This is a genomic window from Agaribacillus sp. DX54, assembly GCF_056858335.1.
The window spans coordinates 1-24,984 of the sequence record NZ_JBXEQE010000003.1 but is presented as its reverse complement, the minus strand read 5'-3'; the positions used below and the strand labels follow the sequence as shown (position 1 = coordinate 24,984).

Here is a 24,984-nt window from a genome sequence, read left to right as displayed (position 1 = left end):
TAAACTATGAAATCGCATAAATATATAATCAAAATTGAAATAAGTGAAAATTACCCTGGCCCCAATTTGGTTAACAGTACATTGTTTTTATAAATTTGATCAATAAAAGTTGTTTATGAAAAGTTTAGGATTTAGCGTAATTGCGGCATTTTTATGTATTTTCTTGACAGAAAATGTCCCAAGCCATCCTTTGCAATATGATTCCACCTGCCGGGCAGGATCCCTGGGAGGAAATATCAATACTAAGTATGATGAACAGAATCCAATATTAAGTCCGGACAGAAAAACATTGTATTTTACCAGAAAAAACCATCCGGAAAACATTGGTGGTAAAAAAGACGACGGTGACATATGGTTTTCTAAGTTAGGTGAAGATGGAAAGTGGACTACGGTAAAAAGGTTGAATAGCGTTGTTAACAACAAAGATTATAACGCGATCATTGGCTTTTCAAATGACAGTAAATTAATGTACTTGCAGAATCATTATACCAAGGATGGTAGCTCGACCAGGACCCAGGGTATTTCCATATCAAAGCTGGTCAATGGCCGCTGGACTTTTCCTGAAAAACTAACCATTTCCTATTACTACAATCGTTCGAAAGAGACAAGTATGCGAATTTCAGAAGATGGCCGCATCATGCTGCTTTCGATTGAATCTTATGATACAAAAGGAGCTGAAGATATTTACGTAAGTTTCAGAAATAAGGACAACTCCTGGTCGCAGCCCATGAACCTAGGTAATACTATTAACACAACGTTTCAGGAAATGACCCCCTACCTGGCCGAGGACAATATCACACTGTTTTTTGCCAGCAATGGACATGGCGGATACGGAAGCCGTGATATATTTATTTCACGAAGGCTTGACAATAGCTGGAAAAACTGGACGCAACCTACCAATCTCGGCAAATCAGTGAATACAAAAGGCATAGAGCTTTCTTACCACCTGCCGGGTGGGGATTATGCCTATTACGTTTCCACCCAGAATAGCGAAGGGTTCGGTGACATTCAGCGGCATAAGATCACTGAAGATATTGACAAGCCGGATAATCTTGTGGATCTGGAGTTACTTGAAACCGTGGATTCCGTCGGTGTTGCCGCCCAAGAGCCGGACTTACCTCAGATTGACATAGAGAAAACCGATCGATTTATCGAAATACAGGGAAAAGTGGTCAACGCCAATGATTTGAAACAGCCCGTTAAGGCCTTGCTTTCATACAGGCAAATCGATGATAATGGTGGTATTGCCAGTACTTATTCAAATGATTCATCCGGGGCTTACCAGATTAATCTCAAAGAAGGGTATGCTTATCACCTGACAGTTTCAGCCGAAGGTTACATGAGTACTGAAGAAAGGCTGGTGGTTTCTCAGACCAGCGCTCCTTCACTGCAAAAATACTATCTGCTGACCCCGCTGGAGGTTGGGACTACGGTCAATCTTAAGAACGTGCTTTTTGAAAGAGGTACTCCTAACCTTTTAGAGGATTCTTATGAGGAGTTGAACAGCGTCGTTAAAATGATGATGGAAAACCCTGGTGTCAACATTGAACTACAAGGGCACACAGACAATCAGGGTAGTGGCAAACTAAACCTGGAATTGTCTCAGAAGCGTGTAGATGTAGTTAAAGCTTATTTGGTTGAGCAAGGTATTGAAAGCTTAAGAATTTCTGGTAAAGGCTTTGGTGGTACCCGGCCCATTGCCAGCAATGCCAGTGAGGAGACCAGAAAACTGAACAGAAGAGTAGAGTTCACCATAGTAAAAAATTAAAATGGAATTAGAGGTAGTGTTATTTGGTATAGCCAGAGATATTGCAGGCAGCTCAAAGCTCAAGTTAACATTGGCTGATGGGGCTTCTGTAAAAGTTTTAAAAAAACAGTTGATCGCCGAATATCCTGAGATGAGCAAGCTGCGGTCAATTGCCTTTGCCGTAGATGCGGATTATGTGGATGACGATTACCAATTGCGTGACAAAGAAGAAATAGTAATTATTCCGCCTGTAAGTGGAGGTTAATAATATGATAAAGCTTACGAGTGAGCCTATAATAGTCAATGAAGTTATTGATTCGGTTTATGATGCAGGAGCCGGGGCTGTCGATGTATTTATCGGTTCGGTACGGAATAAGACCAGTGAAAAAAAAGTTGTAAGACTTGAATTTGAAGCTTACGAAAAAATGGCACTTTCGGAGATGGAGAAAATTGCAACAGCCGCAAAAAAAAAGTGGCCTGTGTGCCAATTATCCATTGTTCATCGCGTTGGAAAGTTAAACCTGGGCGATCTGCCGGTTGTCATAGCTGTGTCTACACCCCATCGCCCCGACGCTTTTGAAGCCTGTAGATATGTAATAGATACTTTAAAGCAAACTGTTCCGATCTGGAAAAAGGAAATCTTTGAAGATGGCGAAGTATGGGTCGCCGCCCATCCATAAAGGCGCATTTGATCAGGATTTAAAGTCTTTCTTCCCGCCACTTTTCTCTAAGAGCATTATCTCTTTTATGACAATACGGTGAGACATGGCTTTGCACATATCATAAATTGTCAAAGCTGCAACACTGGCTGCTGTTAATGCTTCCATTTCTACGCCGGTTTTAGCCGTAATACTCGCCGTCGCGATAATTTCAACATTATTTTGGTTATGTAACCTGATCGTAAGGTGGCAGTTTTCCAGTGGTAGCGGATGACAAAGCGGAATAAGCTCACCGGTTTTCTTTGCGGCCATAATACCCGCCAGAATAGCGGTTTGAAAAACGGGGCCTTTTTTTGTATGAATATCTTCTTTTTGCATGTGATCCAGAATCTCATCGGTAAGCTGGACCAATGCCCTCGCCTTGGCTGTTCTCCTCGTAACTATTTTGTGACTAACGTCGACCATATTAGGATTGCCCTCTTTGTCGAGATGGGTAAATCGTTTATCCTGTGCCTCCTTCATATTACTAAATTTATAATTTTTATAGGTAATCCCTTGAATAATACTATTTTAACTGTTGCAAGATAGTCATCATATATTACACATGTGCGCTGGTTAATGGAAAATTCAATTTAATGGTAACAAATTGCATGAAAATGAACTAAATCAGGTTATAAATCGTTGTCTGGTTGTTAAAGGCCTATAAATCAATAAATAATATAGTTAAATACAATTTTTTGTTCAAAAAGCACTGTTTTCTCCTCATTTGTTGTATTATTTTAAGATATTGGTACTAACATGCTTTTATTTTAGAAATGGGTAATTTCCAGCGAAAAAATCAATAAAAGCAATCAAATCTTACATCTAATCCAGCGCCCTTTTAAAATTCGCTTTTTAGCAGAATATCGAAATAATCTAATTTTGCTGATTTCTTGTACAATATTTTCGAACAACCGGTTATTCTGTTTTTTGTTTACTTTTCAGGTGAATGGGTGATAAGTTCACTTAATTTACAGTGATTTTGTTGTTTCTGAGGAAGATCCATCACTCAAAACGGACTACATCAATCGGATAGGCGATGATAGATGTGCTGATATTCACCGGCTTTATTATTTCTGCTTATCATGTGCAAGTATATATTGGAGATTTTAAGTTAAATAATTAAAAGCCTGATATGTTTGGGGTCATACCAGGCTTTCAATATTCAAAAACAGACTAAGATAGCTTTTATGGGACTATAAAGTCTTTAAGACAGTTTATCATGTATCTCAGACAGTTAGTTCTACTATTAATACTTTTGAGCATTTAGGGTAGTATAATTTAGTTTTGGCTCACATTTAACTACTATTGCAAATGTTTTTTTACTGTTCTGCTAACCCCTTTTAGGATAGCAGAAGAAAGATGGCAATCGCAGTAGTTCAGGAGTTGTTTTATCTAATCTGTCAGGCCGTCGAAATCCTTAAAATTATCTTCAGCCCTGTAGCCGATAGCTGTCAACTCTTCTTCCACTTCGACGAAGTTAACCGTCTGGTTTTGTGTACTACTTTTTATGGTCTGAAATGACAGGAGTGTGATCAGAAATACTCCGGAAATGATATACAGTCTTTTTTTCATCCCAAATACTTTTTAGTAAAAAATGATTAAGAATGTGTTTTAGTCGGTAGTTTGATCGTAATCAGTATTTAATCTTAAAGACTCTGTATCGTTCACCTGAATCATATCATCCTGAGGCTGTAATAATTCTTCACCCGGATCTTCGCAAGCTGCAGTTATAAATAAGATTGAGGCGCTGAACAAGATAGTTAGTAGCTTTTTCATAATCATACAATGGTTTGGTATAAAGTTTAAACAATATTTTCTGCGTTGAAGCATTTGATATTTCAAAGCTAAGATGATTTCATGTAAGAAAAAGTTGTTTTTTTAACGAATCTTGACAATGTCGTCAAATTGTATTTTAAACTTAAAACAGGGGTAGGCTGACTGAATGAAACCTTGTGAATAAAAGTAGTAATTAATTGATTTTCAAGAAGATATTAATAACTGTTTTTCAAAAACCCCGAAAAGTGGTGTTACAACTAAAAATTGACAGAATCTATAATTATTCTAAGAAAAAATGCTTGTGCCGGTGTTGATGGAAACAGTACCGATAAATGGGTTGAATGTAAGGTTGCCAAAAGCGGTCGTAGGTTTGTCAGATGATATTCACCTTGACTTTTACTTCTTCAGGTTTCCCGTCTGGTTTACCTGTTTTGTCCTGGTAGGGTAATTCAATGTCGAAGGTAGTGAACTCTTCTTTTTTACTCGTCACCTTAATAGTTCCGTTGAGCTTTTCCACTGCTTTTTTAACCAGATATAGTCCCAGACCGTAACCTTGGGCGCGGTCATTGCCAACAGTAAACATATTAAAAATATGGGAGATGACTTTTTCAGAAATGCCAATTCCGTTGTCGTGGACTCTGATGTGAATCCCGGGATCTTTTTCAATTACACTCACACCGATCTCTGCCTGCCGTCCAAGACCGTCATTGTGATATAGCATGGCATTTTCTATAAGGTTTTGAAAAACTACAGAAACCAGTCTTTTATCAGCAGCGTATTGAAGGGATGGTGAGACTTCATAGTTAAATGACAACTTATCGATTTTTAACTTTTCGACAAGCTGGCTTTTAATTTTATTAATCATCTCCTTAAAGTCAATGTTTTCCCGTTCAACATCGATGAAGTTGATTTCACTGGCCATAACCAGTTTTTTGAGCATAAGGTCCATCCTTACCAAAGTATCCTCGATTTTATCATACAAATGCACGACGCCTGTTTTGGTACGTTCCATTCTGGCCAATTGCGTTAATCCCATAACACTCACTACGGGTCTTCTCAGGGCGTGGGAGGATTGATAGAGGAAAGTGTCCAGTTCCTGATTAATTGTTTCCAGGGCCGCCGTACGATCTTTGACCGTACTTTCCAATCCGGTATTAAGCCTTTGCAGTTCCTCATTGGCTTTGTGTAGCTGTTTTTGAGATTTTGTCAAACTTTCATTGATGCTAATGATCTGCGCCTGTTTTTTGTTGATTTCTTCGTTCCGGGAATACAGCAGTTCGTTGGTTTTCTTTTTTTGTTGGTAGACCCTGTAATAATATACAGTGAACAGAAAAAATAAGATGATCGCAACAATTAAAACCTTCATTTGAAAATCCTTCTTTTCGATCATGGCTCTATGGGCCTTTTGATTTTCTCTTAACACGGCATTTTCCTTTTGTTGCTTTTCTATATTAAATTGTCTTTCCAACGAGGCAATCTGCTTGGTTTTTTCAATGTTGAAGATTTCATCTTTCAATTCTGAATACCTGACAAAGTATTCATGACTGTTTTTCAAATCATCTGAAACCTTGTAATATTTGTACAGGCCTTCATAACACCTCAACATGATCTGTTTGTCACCTATGTCAGCGGCAATGTTCAAACTTTTCTGCAGGTTTTGCCGTGCGTCAGCGAGGTTATTGCGTTCAATGTTGATCAACCCCAGATAACATAAGGCCAGGGCTTCCCCGTCCCGGTTGTTGATCTCCTGATAATAAACCAGGGCATTTTTTTGACTCGTATAGGCCGTATTCATTTCACCCGACTCAAAATACAACTTTCCTATGTTGTTTAAACCATTGGCGATTTCCAGCTTGTTGTCCACAGCTTTAAAATACTTCAGGGCTTGCTGATAACTGTCCAGGGCCTCTTCTTTTCTGTCCAGCGCCTGATATATGCTACCCAAACCATTATATATCTTGGCCAGCTCAAATGGCGCAGGAATACTTTCAAAAATGGTTTTTGCCTTGAGGAAGTATTCCAGGGACTTTTGATTGTCGTTTTGATCCCTGAAAAGATTACCTAAATTCCCATTGGCCAAACCGATTCCTTTCAGGTCACCGATTTCCTCTTTACTTTTTATGGCGCTGATGTAGTATTCAATGGCCTTTTCAAAGTTACTTGTCCGGTAATAAATGATGCCAATATTCATTTGTATCACACTCTCACCATACTTGTTTTCGGATTTGACATAATAATCCAACGATTGTTTATAATATTTTAGGGCCTCTTTAAAGTTTCCATTGATTTTGTGCATCAGTCCCAGATTATTATATAAACTTCCCAACCTGTCAAAAGTATCGGTTTGCAGAAACAATTCCTCAGCAGATTTGAAATAGAGGATGGCGGTTTGGGTTTTGTTTTTGGCGTGGAAGTAACGCGCTAGTAAAAAGTTACTTTCTGCGATGCCTGTTTTGTAATCCAATCCTTTGGATAAATGGAGTGATTTTTCCCCGAAAGCTGCTGCCGAATCCAGGTGGTGGTTGAAGACCTTCTTACCCAGTTTGATCAATAAATCGACCTTTTCCTTGCCCTTCAGTTTATTGTCTTGCAAAAGGGATTTTAAACTGTCGATTTCCTGGTTTTGTGCGATAGTTGTCACGCTTAATAACAGGAAGATAATGAAGATCCAAAAGATTCGATGTTTCTGATTTTTTTTCATTAAATGTAAATCCCCAGTGACGTAAATCAACAATGTAATCTTTTGTTCATTTTATGATTTAATACAATCTCTAAACTCAAGCCGACAACACAATTCATAAATTTATTGCGGAGAACTAAACCCCATAGAAAAACTTAATCCCATTGAAAACTCAAAACTACCTTAATCTAATATAAAAAATTAAAGGGTATTAAGTTAAACTACTCCTAAATATTACGTCTTTCTTACAAACCGACCGTCAAGACAGCATGATCCTGCATCCTATTAGCCCATCACTATTTATCAGATTGATAAGAGAAATGTCTAAAATTTTGGATCATGCGGTGATTGTTTCCACTTTTTCAACGCTACCTCCCGCTAATTTGCTAGAAATCATAATTTAATAAAAAAAAAATCAAAAAAAGTATTATAACAAGCATTAATTGTATAATGTAATGCTGGCGGGTTTTCGCCATGAATTGAGTCAGGTTGAAATACCCCGTTTTTCAGGTATTTTGCCAGGAAAAACGTAAGAAATATTGCCTTTTGAGACCATAAAAGTAATACCGGATGATACCACTTTCTCTAGTGCAAGATACTAAATATCTCAGATGGAAAGGTTCGAATATTTTGAATAGTTTATGCTAACCACCAATGACAGACATGGACTCATGAATGGCTGATATCTGTCTTTTTTTCTCTGCTTCAAAGCCGTCTTTTGCTCTCTGCCCAAAGGCTTTTTTGAACATGTTTTTTATCTCATCATCACCCACTCCGCTTCTTATATAATTCTTGATATTAAACACACCGCCATCATAAAGGCAGGTTTGCAATACCCCTTGTGAGGTGATCCTTATCCGGTTGCAAGTCCCGCAAAATGTCCTTGAATAAGCAGCGATAATGCCGATGTTTCCGCGGAAACCAGGTATCTCGTATTCAGTGGCAGTGGCATTGGGTTTGTCGGTGAGCTTTTTGATTTCAGGGTAGCGGACTTTCAGCGTGTCCAATATTTTACGATGGTTCCAGGTCAGGGATTGGTACTTGGCCCCATTGCCATTGAATGGCATTTCCTCAATAAATCTGACCGAAACCGGATGAACCCTGGCCAACTCTGCCATGGGAATGATATCCTGGTCATTTTTACCCTCGATCACAACCGCATTAACTTTAGTGGGGATGTTGTATTCGAGCAATGAATAAAAGGTCTCCATCACCCGGTCGAACTCATCCCTTCTGGTAAGCTCCTTGAATCGTTGCCGGTCTAATGTATCGAGACTTAGATTGACAGACGAAACACCCAGCTGATGCAAATTTTTTACATGAGAATTAGTAAGTACACCGTTAGTTGTGATGTGTAACTCTTTAGTTACCAGTATTTTCCGTAGATTTGTGAGGAATTTGATCAGATCTTTTCTGACAAATGGTTCCCCACCCGTAATTCTGACTTTGGTGATACCTAACTGTACAAGGATGTTTACCAACCTTTCCATCTCCTCGTAGGTAAGCAATTCCTTTTTATGCAAAAATTTCATGCCTTTTTCAGGCATACAGTAAAAACACCGCAAATTACAGCGATCCGTTACCGATAGCCGGACGTAAGTAATAGGCCGACCGTGATTGTCATATATTGTATTCGAAGTCTGGTCTTTCCTCATAATGTCTTATAAAAATAAAGTATCCTGCGATGAATTAATAGTTATTTAGCTATTAAATCAAGGTTCAGGGCAACTTTTCCGGATTTAGGTGGTCTTATCACAGACCTTACCCCACACGACCGGTGAAATCCACCTTTCTATGACGGCATGCTTCATCTGCATAGCCCCCTATCGCATCGGTATCTCCAAATACCGGCTTCATGACTCTTTGTGTCTTGGTGCCTTTGTGGTTGACCATTTTTCACCACAAAGGCACCAAGACACAAAGAAGGTCTCCATTTTAATCCAATCTTTCAACCTTTATGTTCACCCAGGGGCGGCTTATCAGTCCAAAAACCCCGGACCTGGAAAACTTAAAATACTGACTTTCGTTTTTATTGATATAAAACGACCTGTTTTATTAAAATAACTTAATTATACAGGGTTACTAAAGCTAACTTTTCTCATTAACATTAGTAGTTTGAAAAACTTTCACCAGGTGCAGGCATAGAATTTATTGGAGTTTGGGTGAATCTTTTTGTTTGTAACACTTTGAACCGTATCTAACTTACAATTTTTGATGGTCGAGATTCGTCATAGGAATTCAGGGCGTTTGGGAAAAATTATCTATCCCTTCAGAGTTATAGGTTACTATTTTGGACTGGCTATTTTGATTACCCATTATGGAGGCTTCCTCAACCTGACCCCACTGTTAATTGGATTTATATCGGTCGCATCGATTTATCCTCATTTGGGTTTCCTGCTATTTAAGGTTTCAGGTAATCAGCGGAATGTAGAATACTTTAATCTGACATTTGATGCCATGCTACTCGGTGGCTTTATCAATCTCATACAATTTGCTTTTATTCCCAGTCTGGTTTTCGGGGCTATGATCATTTCAAGTCATGCGGCCTTAGAGGGCTTTAAGCGGGTTTTGTTTAGTGTCATCTTTATCATCATCGGTGTACTCATAATTGGCATTTTCAACGGTTTTGCTGTTGAAATCGTTGCTTCCTCATCCATAGATATTATCAGTACGCTGGTCATAAGTCTGTTTTGCATTGTTTATTCTTATCTGGGTTATTTAAGATCGGCTTCTCTGAAGAAGGCCAAAATTGATATTAAAAAGCAAAGTGAAGAGCTGGCGCTGAAAAAGGGCCAACTCAATGAAATGAATAAAGAAAAAGATTATCTCATCGGTATCGCTGCTCACGATCTGAAAAGCCCCTTGAATCAGATCATTGCGCTTGTTCAGATTATTGAATTATCCAGTGAGAATTTGAATAAAAAGCAGTTACAAAATTTCTCGTACATCGCCAGGTCAGCTAAAAGAATGAGAGAGATGATTTCAAAAATTCTTGATATCAATGCCATAGAATCCGGAGAGTTTAACTTTAATTATCAGGTATTTGATTTATGGGATGCCGCCCTTGAAGTGATAGAAAACTTTAAAAATGATGCCGAATTTAAAAACATCGATCTTGTTACCAAAATTGTGGAACAACCCTGCCCGGTAAAGCTGGACCGGAGTTATCTTATCCAGATTATCGAAAACCTGCTTTCTAATGCCATAAAATTCACGGAGCCAGGTAAAAAGGTAACAGTTATTATAAAAATAATTGATGATAAAGTGTGTCTGGGAATCAAAGATGAGGGACCTGGAATCAGCAGGGAAGATCAAAAAATGCTTTTCAATAAATTCCAAAAACTAAGTGCCCGGCCAACAGGCAATGAACAATCTTCCGGACTAGGGTTGTCTATCGTTAAAAAATACACAGAAGCCATGAATGGCGCTGTGTGGTGTGAAAGTGAACTGGGGCAAGGGTCTTTATTTTGCCTGGAGTTTAAAATTTTTACAGAAAAAGAGGTTGTCTCTAGAAAAAAGTGAGGCTAAAACAATAATGGTTTACGTTGTGACTAAATTTTGGCACCAATTCCCCCCGGCTTCTTTATAGTGATTCGCTTGAATTACAATTTCTGAATCAGCACCTTTGTGTCGACTTTCCCTTATGGATCACTCCGAATAAATGTATATACGGTTTCATTTTAGCATGTATGGTGGAAATGGTCAGCGATAACAGCCAACTTTCCGATTCATGAAAGTGGTATCTGAAAAATTTGTTAAATTGACGCCAAAAACAATGTAACCATGAAAAAAATAACCGGTGTTTCCTTGTTCATTTTCTTAGTTGCTCTTTTTTCATGCCATGTTAATCAGGACCGCAGTCAAAAGGAAGAGGAGAGACTCACACCTGAGGAGACCCTTATGCAAAAGAATCTGGATAAATATGTCACTGTAAAACTCACCGCCGAGCTGAGTCACCTTTCGGAAGACCAAAAAAAAATGATCGGTCTGCTTATCAAAGTAGGAGAAATAATGGATGAAATATTCTGGAAGCAGGCTTACGGTGACAAGACTGATCTGATTATCAGGATCAACGACCCACGTACCAAAAAGTTTGCAAAAATCAATTACGGTCCCTGGGACCGGTTAGATAATAACCGGCCCTTTGTGGAAGGAATAGGCCCAAAACCTGCCGGAGCCGGTTTTTACCCGGTCGATATGACCAAAGAAGAGTTTGAGCAAAGTGACCTTCCCGGAAAAAAGTCTTTGTATACCCTGATTCGCAGAGACAATCAGGATAATCTGGTGGTTGTTCCATATCATCAGGCATTTTCTGAGGAAGTGAAAAAGGCGGCCAGGTTATTGCGTGAAGCGGCAGCTCTGGCAGAACATGAAGGTTTTCGAAAATATCTGAATTTAAGAGCTGAAGCTTTATTGACAGATGAATACTTTGAAAGTGACCTGGCGTGGATGGACATGAAATCCAATAAGATCGATGTAATTACCGGCCCCATTGAAACCTATGAAGATCGGCTTTTTGGCTATAAAGCTGCTTATGAGACCTATGTGTTGATCAAGGATATGGAATGGAGTGAACGTTTATCAAAGTATACGGAGTTTTTACCCGAACTTCAGGCAGGGCTTCCGGTAGCCGATCGATACAAACTCGAGGTACCTGGCAGTGAGTCGCAACTGGCTGCCTTCGATGTGATTTATTACGGTGGGGACTGCAATGCAGGAAGCAAAACCATCGCCGTTAACCTGCCCAATGATGAAAAAGTCCAATTGGAAAAAGGTACCAGAAGGTCGCAGTTAAAAAATGCCATGAGGGCAAAATTCGATAAAATACTGTTGCCAATTGCGGAGGAATTGATTGATAAAGATCAACGTAAGTATATAACCTTCAATGCCTTTTTCTCTAATACCATGTTTCATGAAGTAGCGCATGGGTTAGGCATAAAAAACACGATTACAGGAAAAGGTACTGTACGTGAGGCTTTAAAGGAGCACGCCGCTGCCCTAGAGGAAGGCAAGGCCGATGTGCTGGGATTGTACATGATTACTGAATTGCATCGAAAAGGGGAAATCCGGGAGGAACTGATGAGTTTTTACACGACATTCATGGCCAGTATTTTCAGATCGGTAAGATTTGGGGCTTCCAGCGCTCATGGAAAAGCGAATATGATCAGGTTTAACTATTTTCAGGAAATGGGAGCTTTTGCCAAAGACAGCCATACCGGAACCTACAAAGTTAACTTTGAAAAGATGCAGCAGGCCATGAATTCCTTATCTGACAATATACTGACCCTGCAGGGGGATGGGGACTATGAGGGGGTAGATGCCCTGGTAAAGGAGTCAGGTCATATCAAACCGGGATTACAGGCTGATCTGGACAAATTGGCCAGGAAGGGTATTCCGGTAGATATCGTTTTTGAACAGGGGGCAGAGGTACTTGGACTTAATTGAAATTTGGTCGTGCAAATAATCATTCTTTGCTTATATTTGCCGACTATTGATACATTTAAATTCGATGATTGTGAAAAATCTTTCCCTGATATTAAATATTGTTTTACTCATTGCGGTGGCTATATTATATTTTCTGTATTTTTCATCAGACAATAAAATAGAAGAAACCGGAGAGGAATCAGGTATTTCCATGCCGGACAAGAGCAAACTTAAAATTGCTTATGTAAATTCCGATAGCCTGATTTCAAACTTTGATTTTTTTATTGAAAAATCCAAGGAGCTGGAAGAGGAGAGGATCAAGTCTGAATCAGATCTGGAAACCCGTGCCCGGGGTATTGAGAAACAGGTGAGCGACTTTCAAAGAACCCGGGGCAATATGACCATTAATCAGGCCAGGGCGATTGAAGAGGATCTTTACAAAAAGCAGCAGAATTTGTTACAGTACCGTGAAAATCTCGCCCAAAACCTGTTAAAAAAGGAGTCTGAGATTAATAACGAATTGTACGATAAGGTTTCATCTTACCTAAAAGCATATGGAACGCAGCACCAAATGGAGATAGTGTTGTCCTATACCCGCAATAGCGGTGTGCTATATGCAAATGACAGCCTTGATATTACACAGGTAGTAATTGCGGGCCTCAATGAGTCCTACAGGAATAGCAACGCTGTGGAGGCAGATTCCGTTCAAACCAATTAATCAAAAGCAACTCCGAAAAAAGTATATACAAGCCGGCAGTAGCCGGTTTTTTTTTAAGTGTGTGCCCGGCACGGCCCTGTACAAGGTTCTTGCCATCGCAAAGCCGGGCTTTTTGCGTGAACAGGTGATCCGGATAAGTAATTAATAGATCAGATCTTAATACAAGATTGCGCAAAAATTCAAAAATTCAGGTTTCCTTACCATGTACCTGCTATTCTTTGAAATTTGGATACTTTTAAAAGATTTTTTGGAGAAAAGGATTTCACACTTTTGGTACAGGATGTTTAAAAAACTACTGAAAATTATCGGAACCCAGCCCGGTGAGGAAAAAATGGTTACGCTGCTTTTGAGCCATGGCTTCTTCATGGGTATTTTCATAGCTACTTACCAGCTTTCAGCAGAAACTTTATTTACCGGTGTGCCGGAATTTAAAGAAAGACTGGACGAAGCTTTTTTGACACAGGGTTTTCTTGGGGTAATTACCACTTTTCTATTTGCTTATTTTCAGAACAGAATTAAATTCTCCACCCTCATACTGTTCATATATGTCAGCATCTTCCTTTATCTGGTTGGAATAATTCTCTATTTCAAAATATACTCCACCCTCTACATGATTTATTTGCTTTTTGTGATGATGGGACCTTTGACAGCGCTTGTATTGCTAAGTTTTTGGGGTATTTTCGGCAGGCTGTTTGACTTGAGGCAATCCAAACGAATCATTGGAGGCATAGACACCGGTCAGCTTACCGGCACAATCATGGCCTTTATCGTTGTTTCGTTACTTTCAAAACTCAACGTGATCAACGATTCCTCCAATTTGATCTTTGTAAGCGCGGTCAGCGTACTTGGCGCCATCATTTTTTTGCTGGAAATCAGTAAGCTGTATGACCTGAATATTGTCAAGAAGAAGAGCAAGGAGGAGGTCGCAGAAACCAAATTCAGAAAGATTCTGAAAGACCGCTATGTGATACTTCTGGCTGTTTTTGTAACCGTTTCTGTCATCGTCTACAAGTTTGTGGATTATTCCTTCCTCCAGGTAACACCTATGCAATTTCCGGATGAACAACTCAGACTCACATTTTTAAGTGTGTTCAACGGTGGCATCATGATTTTAAGTTTTCTTATCCAGACTTTTGTCAACGACAGAATTATCATGAATTACGGCTTGAAGGTATCTTTGTTGGTCTTACCGACAATTTTAATGGTGTTTACATTTGCTGCTATTATTACCGGCAGCATTTTTGGTTATACCCTGGACGCCGAAAGCAAGTTTATTTATTTTTTTCTCTGCATATCCTTAAGCAAGCTGTTTGCAACATCTGTTCGTGATGCATTGGAGAGTCCTGCTTTTAAACTGTTTTTTCTTTCACTCGATCTGAAGGTGCGATTTGATATTCAGGCAAAGGTCGAGGGTGTGATCAACCAATTTGGTAACATAGTGGCCGGAGCTATTCTGGTGATTTTGGGGGTAGGGTATTTTACCTACATTCAGTTGATCCATTACTCGTTTTTACTGGTGTTCATTTTGATAGGAATGATATATGTGGTATATAAACTGTATAATCAATACCGTTCCAGCCTGAAGCAAAAACTAGAAAATCAAAAAGAGTCGATTGATTCGATGATAGAAGGCAATGAGAATATCGCAAAATTGCTCGAGCTGCAGACAGATCATGGGGATCCCTTCAACGCAATTTTTTCCCTCAAGGTTTTGGAGATCATTGAGCCGGTATCCTTTGAGTCCAGGCTGGTAAGCTCACTGGGACATCGATCTGATATGGTAAGGGAGTATGTGTTGAGAAAAATTGAGAAAAACAAATCCATTCAGGCCGTTGATAAGATTTCGGATCTGATTCGCAATGAAAGCTCTGAGGAAATTAAGCAACTGGCCTCTAAAGTGTCACGGCAGATGCAGAAGTCTGATAAATTAAAACTCACCCAGTTTCAGTTCTTTATTTTGATAAAATCAGAAAATCCTGTAGACAGAGAGTTCGCTGCCAGGTTCCTGACGAAGTACAACTCGGAAGACTACCGCCATTTTATGGCAGAATTGTTAAGTGACGTCGATCCCAATGTGAGGGGCACGGCTTTGATCAGTGCCAGCCGGTTGGGGAACCGTGTTTTTTGGCCTAATTTGATCGATAATCTTTCTTTGTCCCCTTATAGTGGTGCCGCATTCGCAGCCCTGGTGAATATCGGTACACCGGTTTTGGATGTTCTTGAAAATGCCTTTTACAAGACAGATCAGGAAATCAGCACCCTGGTTCAAATTGTCAAAATATATGGCAGAATAGGGGGCGAAAAAGCCATAAAATACCTTTGGAAAAAAATCGATTACCCCAACAAGGACGTAGGATCACAAGTATTGCGGTCCCTGAGTACCGGTAATTTTCTGGCACAAGGCCCGGAGGTAATTAAGCTGAAGAGTTACATCAATAAATATATAAGTTTTATCGCATGGAATATGGCGGCGATAAGGGAGCTTCCCGGTGGTACCAACTGGAATCTTCTCAAGGATTCCCTTAAAGAAGAAAATGAATTTAATTATGACCACTTATATCTGCTGTTGTCTTTAATCTATGAAAAACAGTCCATTCAACTGGTAAGGGAAAATATCAACAGTGGTACGGTGGATGGTGTAACATTTGCTATCGAATTGCTAGATGTTTTCGTGTCAGAGGATATAAAAAATGTATTGGTTCCGGTTTTAGATGATATTTCCACCGAAGAGGCGATAAGGCGGCTACAGGAGCATTTTCCGCGGGAAAGCTATTCACCCCAGCGTCTGTTGATTCAAATTATAAACAGGGACTACAACTTTATCAATCTATGGACAAAAACCTGTGCTATTTATAACCTGGGACTCATGGACGAGGCAAAGGTAAGTGATGATCTGATTGCCAATCTGTTTAACCGGGACAGCCTGATAAGAGAGATGGCCGCATGGGCCATTTATCAGATTGATCCGGCTGCTTATGAACAACATACCCAAAGGATACCTGAAAAAATTAAAAAAGAACTGGATGAAGTCATTATTCCCCATAATACCGGGACAATTTTTATCAGGTCTACAAAATTCCACAGGGTGCAGTTTTTAAGAAAAGTTAAAATCTTTTCACATTTACCAGCCATGATACTATACAACATAGCCATGCAAATGATGGAGGTTAAAATATTGAAAGGCGGATTAATATATGACTATGGCAACGTTAAGGACAGCACTTTGTACATTTTGGTTAGGGGCAAAGCAGAAAGCCATGCTGACGGGGAGGTGACAACCCGATTTAGCGAATCAGCGCTTATCGGTGACCTGTTGAAATATGAAAATAATGTCAGTATGTCTAAAATCATAGCGGTCTCGGACTGCATACTTTACACGATTAACAGAGAAACCTTGTATGATTTAATCCCCACTAAACATCGGACTTTCAGGCATGTATTGCCCGAAATTAAAAATAGTTTGCGAAAAAAGATGAAAGCCGGCAGTGCTGCTCTGACTGACATAATCTGACAAACAATTTAAAAATTGACATTTGTAATGATCTGTTAATATTCTGACAAATTTATCGATCATCTTTATCTAACTTGTCTATTAGCAAAAGCGCCGGAAATTTAGCCGGTTTTCTGTACAGAATAAATAAAAGGAATGCAATTTGCGCATGATATAACATTTGTTTATAATCAGGGTGACGGAGAAAACAATGTGAATAACAGTGTTTGGAGGGAGAATTTTGTCCAATGCCTTTTGTTTACGCTGGAAGAAGTAACCGGGGCCCCGGTTACCATTCCCCTCATAGAGCTTTCAGCAGAAAATGTTCAACAGGAACTGAATATTGCCAAACTGGTCATTATTCTTATAGATGATCCTTTTTTGGAAAGTAATATTTCAGATCAAATTTTACGTGTTTATGCGGAAAATCAGGTTAATTTTAAAAATATACTGCCATTGCCTGATAGATTGCTCCCCATAATAGCCTCAGGCTTACCCAGAGCGCTGTTTCCCGAATTAATAAAAAATCATCAGGGTTATGACTTCTCCAGTGTAAAGCTGCGTGAAAAAATGATTCAGGAGAAAAAAGAAACTTACGGGCACTCAAAGTCAGTCAGGACGTTGTGGCTCAAAGTTTTTGATCTGGCAAAAGATATTGAGACGAAATTAGCGCAGTTTGAGAGCCATTCGACAATAGAGGCAACCCCTGTAAAAACCATCTATTTAGCAGAAACAACGCCCGATTTAATTGATATACGGGATGAAATCAAAAGAGATCTGAAAAGGCATGGCTATCAGGTTATCCCTGACCACCTTTTACCAACCAACACCTCAAAAGTTCAGACGATTATTAACAATTACCTGTCTAAAGCCAGAACATCCATCCACTTGATAGGTGAAGCTTACGGTGAAATTACGAATGATAACAGATCCATCGTTGATTTGCAAAACAAGCTGGCTGAAGAGCATAGTGCCAGGATCAACAGTGCCCGGAATAAGGAAAAATTTTCCAGGATCATCTGGATTAATCCCGAAATTGAGACATTGAGTGAACGACAAAAAAAATTCACAGATAACATAAAAAGGGATATTGAGTCCAAGCAGGAATCTGAATTATTACAATCGCCTATCGAAGAACTCAAGGCTTTTATCAGAACATCCGTCAATAAAAGAAACCAGCCTGAAAAGCCTTTTGCAGAACCCCGGAAATCTGTGTCAAAAGTGAAAACCAGTATCTATTTGATTTTTGACCGTAAAGATTATGACACCTCTGAAACTGTAAAGCGGTTTTTGGTGAATCATGGCTTTGATGTGTTGGTACCGACATTCTATGGTGATTTTTTTGAGCTTGAAAATTTACACAAAACCAATCTCATTTCCTGTGATGCCTGCATGGTCATCGCAAAAAAAGCGAATAAAAACTGGTTAACAACTAAACTAAAAGATATTGATAAAATTCATGGATTTGGAAGGCTCCGGCCGATAAAGGCCAAAGCGGTTTACCTTGCCAACGGATCCGGACATGAAGACAGCCTCCCGACAGAAAACGGCACCATTATAATCAATCACGAAGGACAAATAACGGACCAGGTTATGGAACCTTTTTTGAACAAGTTTATAAAAGAAAATGAATAATAACGGTTCAGGACTTGCTAACGATCTTAAGAGGCCGGTTAAAACCGTTTCCAATCCATTCCCGGGACTGCGGCCATTTGAGGTTGACGAGAGCCATCTTTTTTTTGGCAGAGAAGGGCAAAGTGATGAGGTGGTTTACAAATTGATAGAAAACCGTTTTGTTGCAGTCATGGGTTCATCGGGAAGTGGCAAATCCTCCCTTATGAATTGCGGTGTGATACCTAAACTTTACAGTGGACTGTATCCTGCAAATTATAAGGATTGGGAAGTAATAACCACCATGCCGGGAACCAGCCCGGTTGAAAATCTGGCAAAATCCATTCTGTCAACCGACAGGCAGTTTAAGCAGACAGAAGAGAAAGACAGAACATTTCAGAAGATTTTCGCTTCCACTGTATTGAGAAGCAGTTCGCTGGGTTTGGTTGATCTGATCGGACAATCATCCCATTTGACAGGTAAAAACATTTTTTTACTGGTAGATCAGTTCGAAGAATTATTCAGATTCCAGATTGGGGACAACATTTACGATGATATCAATGAGACCACTGCCTATATCAACCTGCTCATAGAGGCCATAGCGCAAAATGAATTGCCTGTATTCGTGGCTATTACCATACGTTCCGATTATTCAGGCAATTTCGCACAATACCCTGGCTTGACGAAAAAGATTAACAAAAGCCATTATTTGATTCCTCAAATGTCGCGGGATCAGCGAAGGCAGGCCATTGAAGCACCGGTGGCCGTAGGAAGGGGCAGAATTTCTCCCAGATTGGTGCAAGAGTTGCTAAATGATGTGGAAGATGATCCCGATCAATTACCAATCATTCAGCATGCCTTGATGCGTACATGGGGTTATTGGACCGAAAACAGATCCCTGGATGAACCCGTAGATATCAAGCATTATGAGGCGATCGGCACGATCAGGCTGGCCCTGTCGCAACATGCCAATGAGATTTATGACAAACTATCTGATTCGGAAAAGGAGATATGCAAGGCACTTTTTAAAACCATCACTGAAAAGGGAAAAGACGACCGGGGTGTCAGAAAACCCAGCAGATTGGACCTGATCGCTGCTATTGCAGGCGTGTTGGAGGCTGATCTCATTGAGGTAATAGAGAAGTTCAGGAAATCCGGGAATTCTCTTTTGATGCCTCCGCAGGATATTCCTTTAACATCAGATGCTATCATCGATGTTTCACATGAAAGTCTGATTCGTATCTGGGGAAGGCTGCATCAGTGGGTAGCGGAAGAAGATGAAGCCATTGAAATGTACCTGCGCCTGTCAGATGCCGCCGGTAAATATCAGCAAGGGTTAACCACACTGTGGCGGCCACCGGATTTGCAACTGGCACTTAACTGGCAGCAAAAATATAACCCAACCCTGGTGTGGGCTCAAAGGTTCGACCCGGCTTTTGAACGGGCCATGGTATTTCTCAGATCCAGTCATGAAGCTTATGAAATTGAAGTAAAAAACAAGGAAGCCCAGCAAAAAAGAAGACTTAGAACCACCAGAATTCTATCCCTGATCTTTGGTATAATTGCCATTTTTTCTATCCTGTTGATGGTGTACGGCTTTAGTCAGCAGTTGGAGGCGGAAAAACAAAGAAAGCTGGCTGAAAAAGAAAAGGTAGAAGCGGAAACGCAAAGAAATGTAGCCCTGAACCTGCGTCAACAGGAGGAGCAGTTGAAAAAGGATGCTATTTTGGCGCGTAAAATGGCCGAAGACCAGAGAAATGTAGCCAAAAAGGCCGAAAAGAATGCACTTTATAACGCCCAACTGGCCCAAGACCAGGCGTTGCTGGCAGAAGAAAGAAGGCTTGAAGCGGTGAAAGCCAGAATCTACGCAGAGGGTAAAGAGGTCGAAGCCAAATTGCAAAGGGATGCGGCGAATCGCCAAAGAAACATTGCCAATAATAAACAAAAAGAGGCCTACCGGCTTAGACTTTTATCTATTGCCAGAACCATGGCTGTAAAATCACTGCAAGAGGATGAAACACAGTTAAAAGGGTTGTTGGCGCTGCAGGCTTACCATTTTAACGAGACATACCAGGGAAATCACCATGACCATGATATTTATGATGGTCTCTATTACGCTTATAAAACTTTAAAAGGTGACTCAATCAATCGTCTGATCGGCCATACGGGCTCTATCAGATCCATGGTATTTACTAAAGATGGCAAAAGGTTATTTACCACCGGTGGAGATGGAAAAATCTTATTGTGGAACCTTGAAAATGAGAGAAAAACAGTTTCTGAAGTAGCAAATAATGGTAGAAATGATCTTTCTAACAGGGTCTTGGCCATTAGCCCGGATGAAAAATGGTTAGTAAGTGGGCATAACGCATCTTTCATTGAAGTGTTCGATTTGAGAAACCTTCGGAAAAAGCCATTAAAAATAAATATTCATAATAAACTAATCTGGGATGTTGCTTACATGCCCGATAATAGTGGATTTGTTTCGGTAGGTGCCGATAGCACGGTATATTTTTGTGATTTAAAAGAAAAAACTGAGATTAAAAAAGTCAATTGCAGGATCAACAATCTGGCAGTGAGCTCTGACAGTAAAACAATCGCCTTTGCGCAGGAAGATGGAAAGCTGGTGTTATTGGATAAAACACAAGGATACAAAGAAAGCATTTATACGATTACAGAAGGTAATATCCCTATTCAATCCATTGCATTTAATCAGGGGGGAAATCTTTTGGCAGTGGGTGAAAAAAATGGCCTTGTGAAGATCTGGGATCTGGAGGAGAGCAGGATCAAAGCCAATTTACCTGGATTTAAAGCCAGGGTAAATGATCTGGCTTTTGGCCCTAATGACCGTATGCTTGCTGCGGTAAGCTTTGATGGGGAGGCCAGGATTTGGTTCATGGATCAATTGAATACGCAGCCGGTGGTCTTAAGCGATCATGATGATTGGATATGGAGCCTGACCTTTTCACCGCAAGGTGAACATCTGGTTACAGGTTCGGTGAATAGTTTGATCAGAATTTTCCCTACCGATCCGGAGATGTTAGCAGATCAGTTTTGCGGAGATCTGAAAAGAAACCTGAGCGTGAAGGAGTGGCACGATTACGTGGACCCGGATGAGGATATTGAATATATTTTTACCTGCCCCGGCTTACCAATGGGCGAAACGGAATTGAGGGATTTTTGACATGACAAGTTATTTTCAAATACATCATGGTATACTTAGGACCGTAGTACTGGGCCTGGTGCTGTTGGGGTCGGCAAACGTAGGAATTCAGGGGCAGGAATGTGAAAGAGTACTTAGAAAAGCCGAGAGTAATTACGATAACGGCCAGCTTAGGGAGATTCCCGGGATTCTCTCCAAATGCCTGACAGGTGGATTCAACAAAACGCAGAGAGAAAAAAGTTATAAACTGTTGGTATTGACCTATATATTTCTTGATGACATAGATAAAGCCGAGGAATATTTATTAAAATTACTCAAATCCAACCCGCAATTTGAAGTGTCACAGCTTGATCCGCCGGAGTTCATTTATTTATACAACGGCTTCAGAACCAAATCCTATTTTTCCATCGCTATAAAAGGAGGTATGAATAATACATTCGTTAATGCATTGAATATCAATGGTGTAGGAAATATTCCGCTTGGTTACCAACGGAACTCGAGTAAAATGGGATATCAGGTTGGTTTGGGGATTAATTTCAGGATTTGGGAAAACTTTGAGGTCAGTGCTGAATTCAATATTGTCAATCGCAGGTTTAATCAGATTGATTCCTTGAAAACCACATTTTTTACTGATGTGGAACGGCCGCTCGGATATAACTTTTCAATAATCAACGCCTCCGAAAGTCAGATTTGGGTAGGTGTTCCCTTGATGATGAAATATAGCATCACCCAATACAAAATGCAGCCTTTTATTTATGGAGGTGTTTCAATGTACTACCTGTTAGGTGCCAACCTTAATGTCACGAGGTTTAATATTGATCCTTCAGATGTAGAAACCCCGCAAAGGGCGGTTACAGGCCCATCTGTCAAATTGTTAAGGGCAGGAATCAGGGAAAAATACCACTATTCACTATTGGCAGGTGCGGGTTTTAAGTACAAAATAGGTACTGATTATCTGATGCTGGATTTCAGATACTATCTGGGAATCAATAACTTAAGAAATGAAGAGGCTGCCCTTGATGCGAGCAATGAGCTTGTATACAGATATGGGTACATTGATAACGATTTTACCATTAACGGAGCCCTTATATCTATCGGTTATGTAAAGCCTTTTTACAGACCTAAAAAATTAAGGAAAAAGCTGTAGAACATGAAAGGGTTAAGCATGATGTTTAGAGATAGTAAAATTTGCTTGTTGGTTACGCTGTTCAGCCTGTGTTTGTTCTGTTTTTCTTGTAATGATGATGCCATCATCAAAATGGAACAATCCAAATCTTTTGTAAAGTTTTATGGTGGAATTCGGGATCAGGAAGGTGTTGATATGAAGCAGACGCCGGACGAAGGTTTTATCCTGTTGGGTTCAACCACTTCATTTGGGCATGGAGGTTCCGATATTTATCTGGTAAAAGTGGACAAATTTGGAAATGAAATCTGGTCCAACACCTATGGTGGCCCTGATAACGACAAAGGAAAATCAATTCAGGTTACCGACGATGGTAGTTATGTAATATTGGGCGACTACCAAAACAGTGATAACTCCACAGATATGTACTTTTTAAAGGTGGATTCCGATGGTGGGATAGTATTTGAACACACATTTGGAAATAACTCATTGAATAGTAATGAACATGGTAATGAAGTGCAAAAGACGCTGGACGGGGGATTTATTCTTGTGGGTTCGACAACAAATCCGGACAGGATAGAAACCGGTCCGACAGATTTTTACCTGGTCAAAACCAATCTTAATGGCATCATGGAATGGCAAAGGACAAGAGGGTTTGAAAATTCCGCAGAAGAAGGGAACTCTGTGGCTCAGGTTGATAATGATAATTACATTGTCATTGGCACTACTGAAAATGCCAGGGAAAACGATCAACAAAACGGCAAAAATATATTTGCCTACAAGATCAATGCTGATGGGGATAATATAGGTAACAGGTTCTTTGGTGGGCTAAACGACGATCTTGGAAGTAAAATATGCAAAACTGATGTGGGGTATGCGATTCTGGGAACTTCCAGTTCCCGGCTGGGTAATGGACAGGGTGGAGAAGATATTATTTTGATACAAATTAATCAGGATCTTGAAGCGTTTTCAATCAAAACTATTGGCGGTGTGGAAAACGAGCGTGGGGTATCATTCGTCCAATCGGATGATGACGGGTTTATTATTGTTGGGTCGACAACTTCCTATACAAATGCTTCTGTTAATCCCGATATTTACCTGGTAAAAGCAGACTTATCGGGCAATGTATTGCCAGATTGGGAAGCTAATCCCAGGGTTTTTGGAGGAGAAGGTGCAGACGAAGGTAATGCCGTTGTTCAGACCGCAGATGGATTTGCACTTATTGCTACGGCTACTTTTTTTGAGGCCACCGACAATCGCGTTTTAAACCTGATTAAAACCAATAGGCAAGGTATACTTTTAAGATAAATATTGGCTGTAATATGGCTGAAAATGTTACACTTCTTATGTTTTTTACCATCTTCATAAAGCTTTCTTTTCATATTCCCATTATCTTATTGCTCGTATCTAAAAGCAAAATGGAGACAGTTTTTTTAGACATAACTGCCTGATTCGGGAGTGGTGAATAGCTAAAATATGTCAAAGAACTTGAAAACAGAATATATATTTTATACGTTCAGCGTACTTTCTTGTGTTGGAAAACGGGGATTGATAGCTGTATTGTGGGCTGTATTTGGTTTTATACCCTCTTTTTTACATGGTCAGGTCGTTGTGACACCACCCTCTGCGGTAAGTCTTTGTGTAGGGGGCGATTATGTGAATGTGGGCAACATCGTGATTACAGAAACCAATCCCAATGATATTGTCGACAATGGAACTGGTTTTACCTATATCCTTTCATTGCCATCTGCTGATTATGAGTTTGAAGACAACATTGGTACAATAGCAATAACCGGAGGCAACCGTCTGAGCGCTATATCTATGGATGTAGATCCGGGTTCGATAACAGTAACTTTCGACCATTCCCCGGGCGGCACCAGTGATGAATTTACCATTTCTAATTTACGGATCAGGGCTGTCAGTTTTGGGCTTGTAGGGGAGTTAAGAAGAACAGGCGGAACTTCCACACAGAGCGGAAATCAACCTTCCGACAATCAGAATCACCTTTCCCTTTCTACTTTCATTACTTCTTTAACTATAGATGCCGGCGGCCCTCAAGCCATGTGTGATGGGGCATCTGTTAATATTGGAGGAAGTCCTACCGCTTCAGGAGGGACAGGACCCTACACATATGTGTGGAGCCCCACGACAGATTTAGATGATTTTACAGACCCCAATCCCGATGCCATTCCAACTACCACCACTATTTATACGGCTATCGTTAGCGATGCTACAGGGTGTACCTTGAGCGATAATATGACCCTTACGGTAAATCCGATACCGGCAATTACTAATCCCTCGGTAGATTTATTCACAACCATATGCAGCGGCGAAGCATTAAATTTCATACCCCATTCATCAGTCGGAGGTACGACCTATAGCTGGACTTCCAGCACGATTGGTACGATTTCGGGCGCCTCGGTAACAGGCTCTGGTACAGGTACAATTACGGATATACCCATCAACACGGGGAATTCACCCGGTACGGTGACTTACACGATCACTCCTACGGCAAGTGGATGTTCCGGTACACCGGTTGATTATGTGGTGACTG

Annotated in this window: 18 protein-coding genes; 12 read left to right on the top strand and 6 right to left on the bottom strand. The window is 40.2% G+C overall.

Going from position 1 to position 24,984, the window contains the following annotated elements; translation table 11 throughout:
* The first annotated feature begins 115 nt into the window (after nucleotides 1-115).
* Genes AC04NP_RS04530 through AC04NP_RS04520 form a run of 3 tightly spaced genes read left to right on the top strand, consistent with a single transcriptional unit; the run spans nucleotide 116 to nucleotide 2,427 of the window.
* Nucleotides 116-1,768, top strand: coding sequence for an OmpA family protein (locus AC04NP_RS04530; protein ID WP_482858318.1), 1,653 nt, complete (start codon nucleotides 116-118; stop codon nucleotides 1,766-1,768).
* Nucleotide 1,769: 1 nt separating this feature from the next.
* Complete coding sequence (locus tag AC04NP_RS04525; RefSeq protein WP_482858317.1) at nucleotides 1,770-2,012, top strand: MoaD/ThiS family protein; 243 nt, start codon at nucleotides 1,770-1,772, stop codon at nucleotides 2,010-2,012.
* Nucleotides 2,013-2,016: 4 nt separating this feature from the next.
* On the top strand, nucleotides 2,017-2,427 hold the full coding sequence (locus tag AC04NP_RS04520) for a molybdenum cofactor biosynthesis protein MoaE (RefSeq protein ID WP_482858316.1): 411 nt from the start codon (nucleotides 2,017-2,019) through the stop codon (nucleotides 2,425-2,427).
* 12 nt (nucleotides 2,428-2,439) lie between these two features.
* On the opposite strand, the gene moaC is transcribed toward AC04NP_RS04520, so the two are convergent.
* The 6 genes from moaC to AC04NP_RS04490 all read right to left on the bottom strand — a co-directional run bounded on the left by moaC (nucleotide 2,440) and on the right by AC04NP_RS04490 (nucleotide 8,797).
* The gene (gene moaC, locus AC04NP_RS04515) at nucleotides 2,440-2,928 is read right to left on the bottom strand and encodes a cyclic pyranopterin monophosphate synthase MoaC (protein ID WP_482858315.1); all 489 of its coding nucleotides are present in this window, start codon (nucleotides 2,926-2,928) and stop codon (nucleotides 2,440-2,442) included.
* Between the two features lie 912 nt (nucleotides 2,929-3,840).
* The gene (locus AC04NP_RS04510) at nucleotides 3,841-4,020 is read right to left on the bottom strand and encodes a hypothetical protein (protein ID WP_482858314.1); all 180 of its coding nucleotides are present in this window, start codon (nucleotides 4,018-4,020) and stop codon (nucleotides 3,841-3,843) included.
* Nucleotides 4,021-4,059: 39 nt separating this feature from the next.
* On the bottom strand, nucleotides 4,060-4,224 hold the full coding sequence (locus AC04NP_RS04505; RefSeq protein ID WP_482858313.1) for a hypothetical protein: 165 nt from the start codon (nucleotides 4,222-4,224) through the stop codon (nucleotides 4,060-4,062).
* 373 nt (nucleotides 4,225-4,597) lie between these two features.
* Complete coding sequence (locus tag AC04NP_RS04500) at nucleotides 4,598-6,865, bottom strand: tetratricopeptide repeat protein (RefSeq protein ID WP_482858312.1); 2,268 nt, start codon at nucleotides 6,863-6,865, stop codon at nucleotides 4,598-4,600.
* A 683-nt stretch (nucleotides 6,866-7,548) separates the two neighbouring features.
* On the bottom strand, nucleotides 7,549-8,559 hold the full coding sequence (gene moaA, locus AC04NP_RS04495) for a GTP 3',8-cyclase MoaA (protein ID WP_482858311.1): 1,011 nt from the start codon (nucleotides 8,557-8,559) through the stop codon (nucleotides 7,549-7,551).
* 106 nt (nucleotides 8,560-8,665) lie between these two features.
* Entirely contained in the window at nucleotides 8,666-8,797 is a 132-nt protein-coding gene (locus AC04NP_RS04490) for a hypothetical protein (protein WP_482858310.1), read from the bottom strand.
* Nucleotides 8,798-9,118: 321 nt separating this feature from the next.
* On the opposite strand from AC04NP_RS04490, the gene AC04NP_RS04485 reads away from it, so the two are divergent.
* From AC04NP_RS04485 to AC04NP_RS04445, 9 genes are all read left to right on the top strand, one after another.
* Nucleotides 9,119-10,426 (top strand): ATP-binding protein, encoded by a 1,308-nt coding sequence (locus AC04NP_RS04485; RefSeq protein WP_482858309.1) that lies wholly within the window; start codon nucleotides 9,119-9,121, stop codon nucleotides 10,424-10,426.
* 261 nt (nucleotides 10,427-10,687) lie between these two features.
* A complete protein-coding gene (locus tag AC04NP_RS04480; RefSeq protein WP_482858308.1) occupies nucleotides 10,688-12,349 on the top strand; it encodes a dipeptidyl-peptidase 3 family protein in 1,662 nt (553 codons plus the stop codon).
* A gap of 64 nt (nucleotides 12,350-12,413) precedes the next feature.
* Complete coding sequence (locus AC04NP_RS04475) at nucleotides 12,414-13,046, top strand: OmpH/Skp family outer membrane protein (protein ID WP_482858307.1); 633 nt, start codon at nucleotides 12,414-12,416, stop codon at nucleotides 13,044-13,046.
* A 280-nt stretch (nucleotides 13,047-13,326) separates the two neighbouring features.
* Nucleotides 13,327-16,557 carry a hypothetical protein gene (locus tag AC04NP_RS04470; RefSeq protein ID WP_482858306.1) on the top strand — a complete coding sequence of 1,077 codons (3,231 nt, stop codon included), beginning with the start codon at nucleotides 13,327-13,329 and terminating at the stop codon, nucleotides 16,555-16,557.
* 135 nt (nucleotides 16,558-16,692) lie between these two features.
* Nucleotides 16,693-18,171, top strand: a complete 1,479-nt coding sequence (locus AC04NP_RS04465) for a DUF4062 domain-containing protein (RefSeq protein ID WP_482858305.1) — start codon at nucleotides 16,693-16,695, stop codon at nucleotides 18,169-18,171.
* Nucleotides 18,164-21,328 (top strand): nSTAND1 domain-containing NTPase, encoded by a 3,165-nt coding sequence (locus tag AC04NP_RS04460; RefSeq protein WP_482858304.1) that lies wholly within the window; start codon nucleotides 18,164-18,166, stop codon nucleotides 21,326-21,328. The genes AC04NP_RS04465 and AC04NP_RS04460 overlap by 8 nt, the downstream gene beginning before the upstream one ends.
* 1 nt (nucleotide 21,329) lies before the next feature.
* The gene (locus AC04NP_RS04455) at nucleotides 21,330-22,454 is read left to right on the top strand and encodes a porin family protein (RefSeq protein WP_482858303.1); all 1,125 of its coding nucleotides are present in this window, start codon (nucleotides 21,330-21,332) and stop codon (nucleotides 22,452-22,454) included.
* Between the two features lie 3 nt (nucleotides 22,455-22,457).
* On the top strand, nucleotides 22,458-23,738 hold the full coding sequence (locus AC04NP_RS04450) for a hypothetical protein (protein ID WP_482858302.1): 1,281 nt from the start codon (nucleotides 22,458-22,460) through the stop codon (nucleotides 23,736-23,738).
* Nucleotides 23,739-23,906: 168 nt separating this feature from the next.
* Nucleotides 23,907-24,984 (top strand): PKD-like domain-containing protein (locus tag AC04NP_RS04445; RefSeq protein ID WP_482858301.1); only part of this gene is annotated, 1,078 nt, incomplete at its 3' end.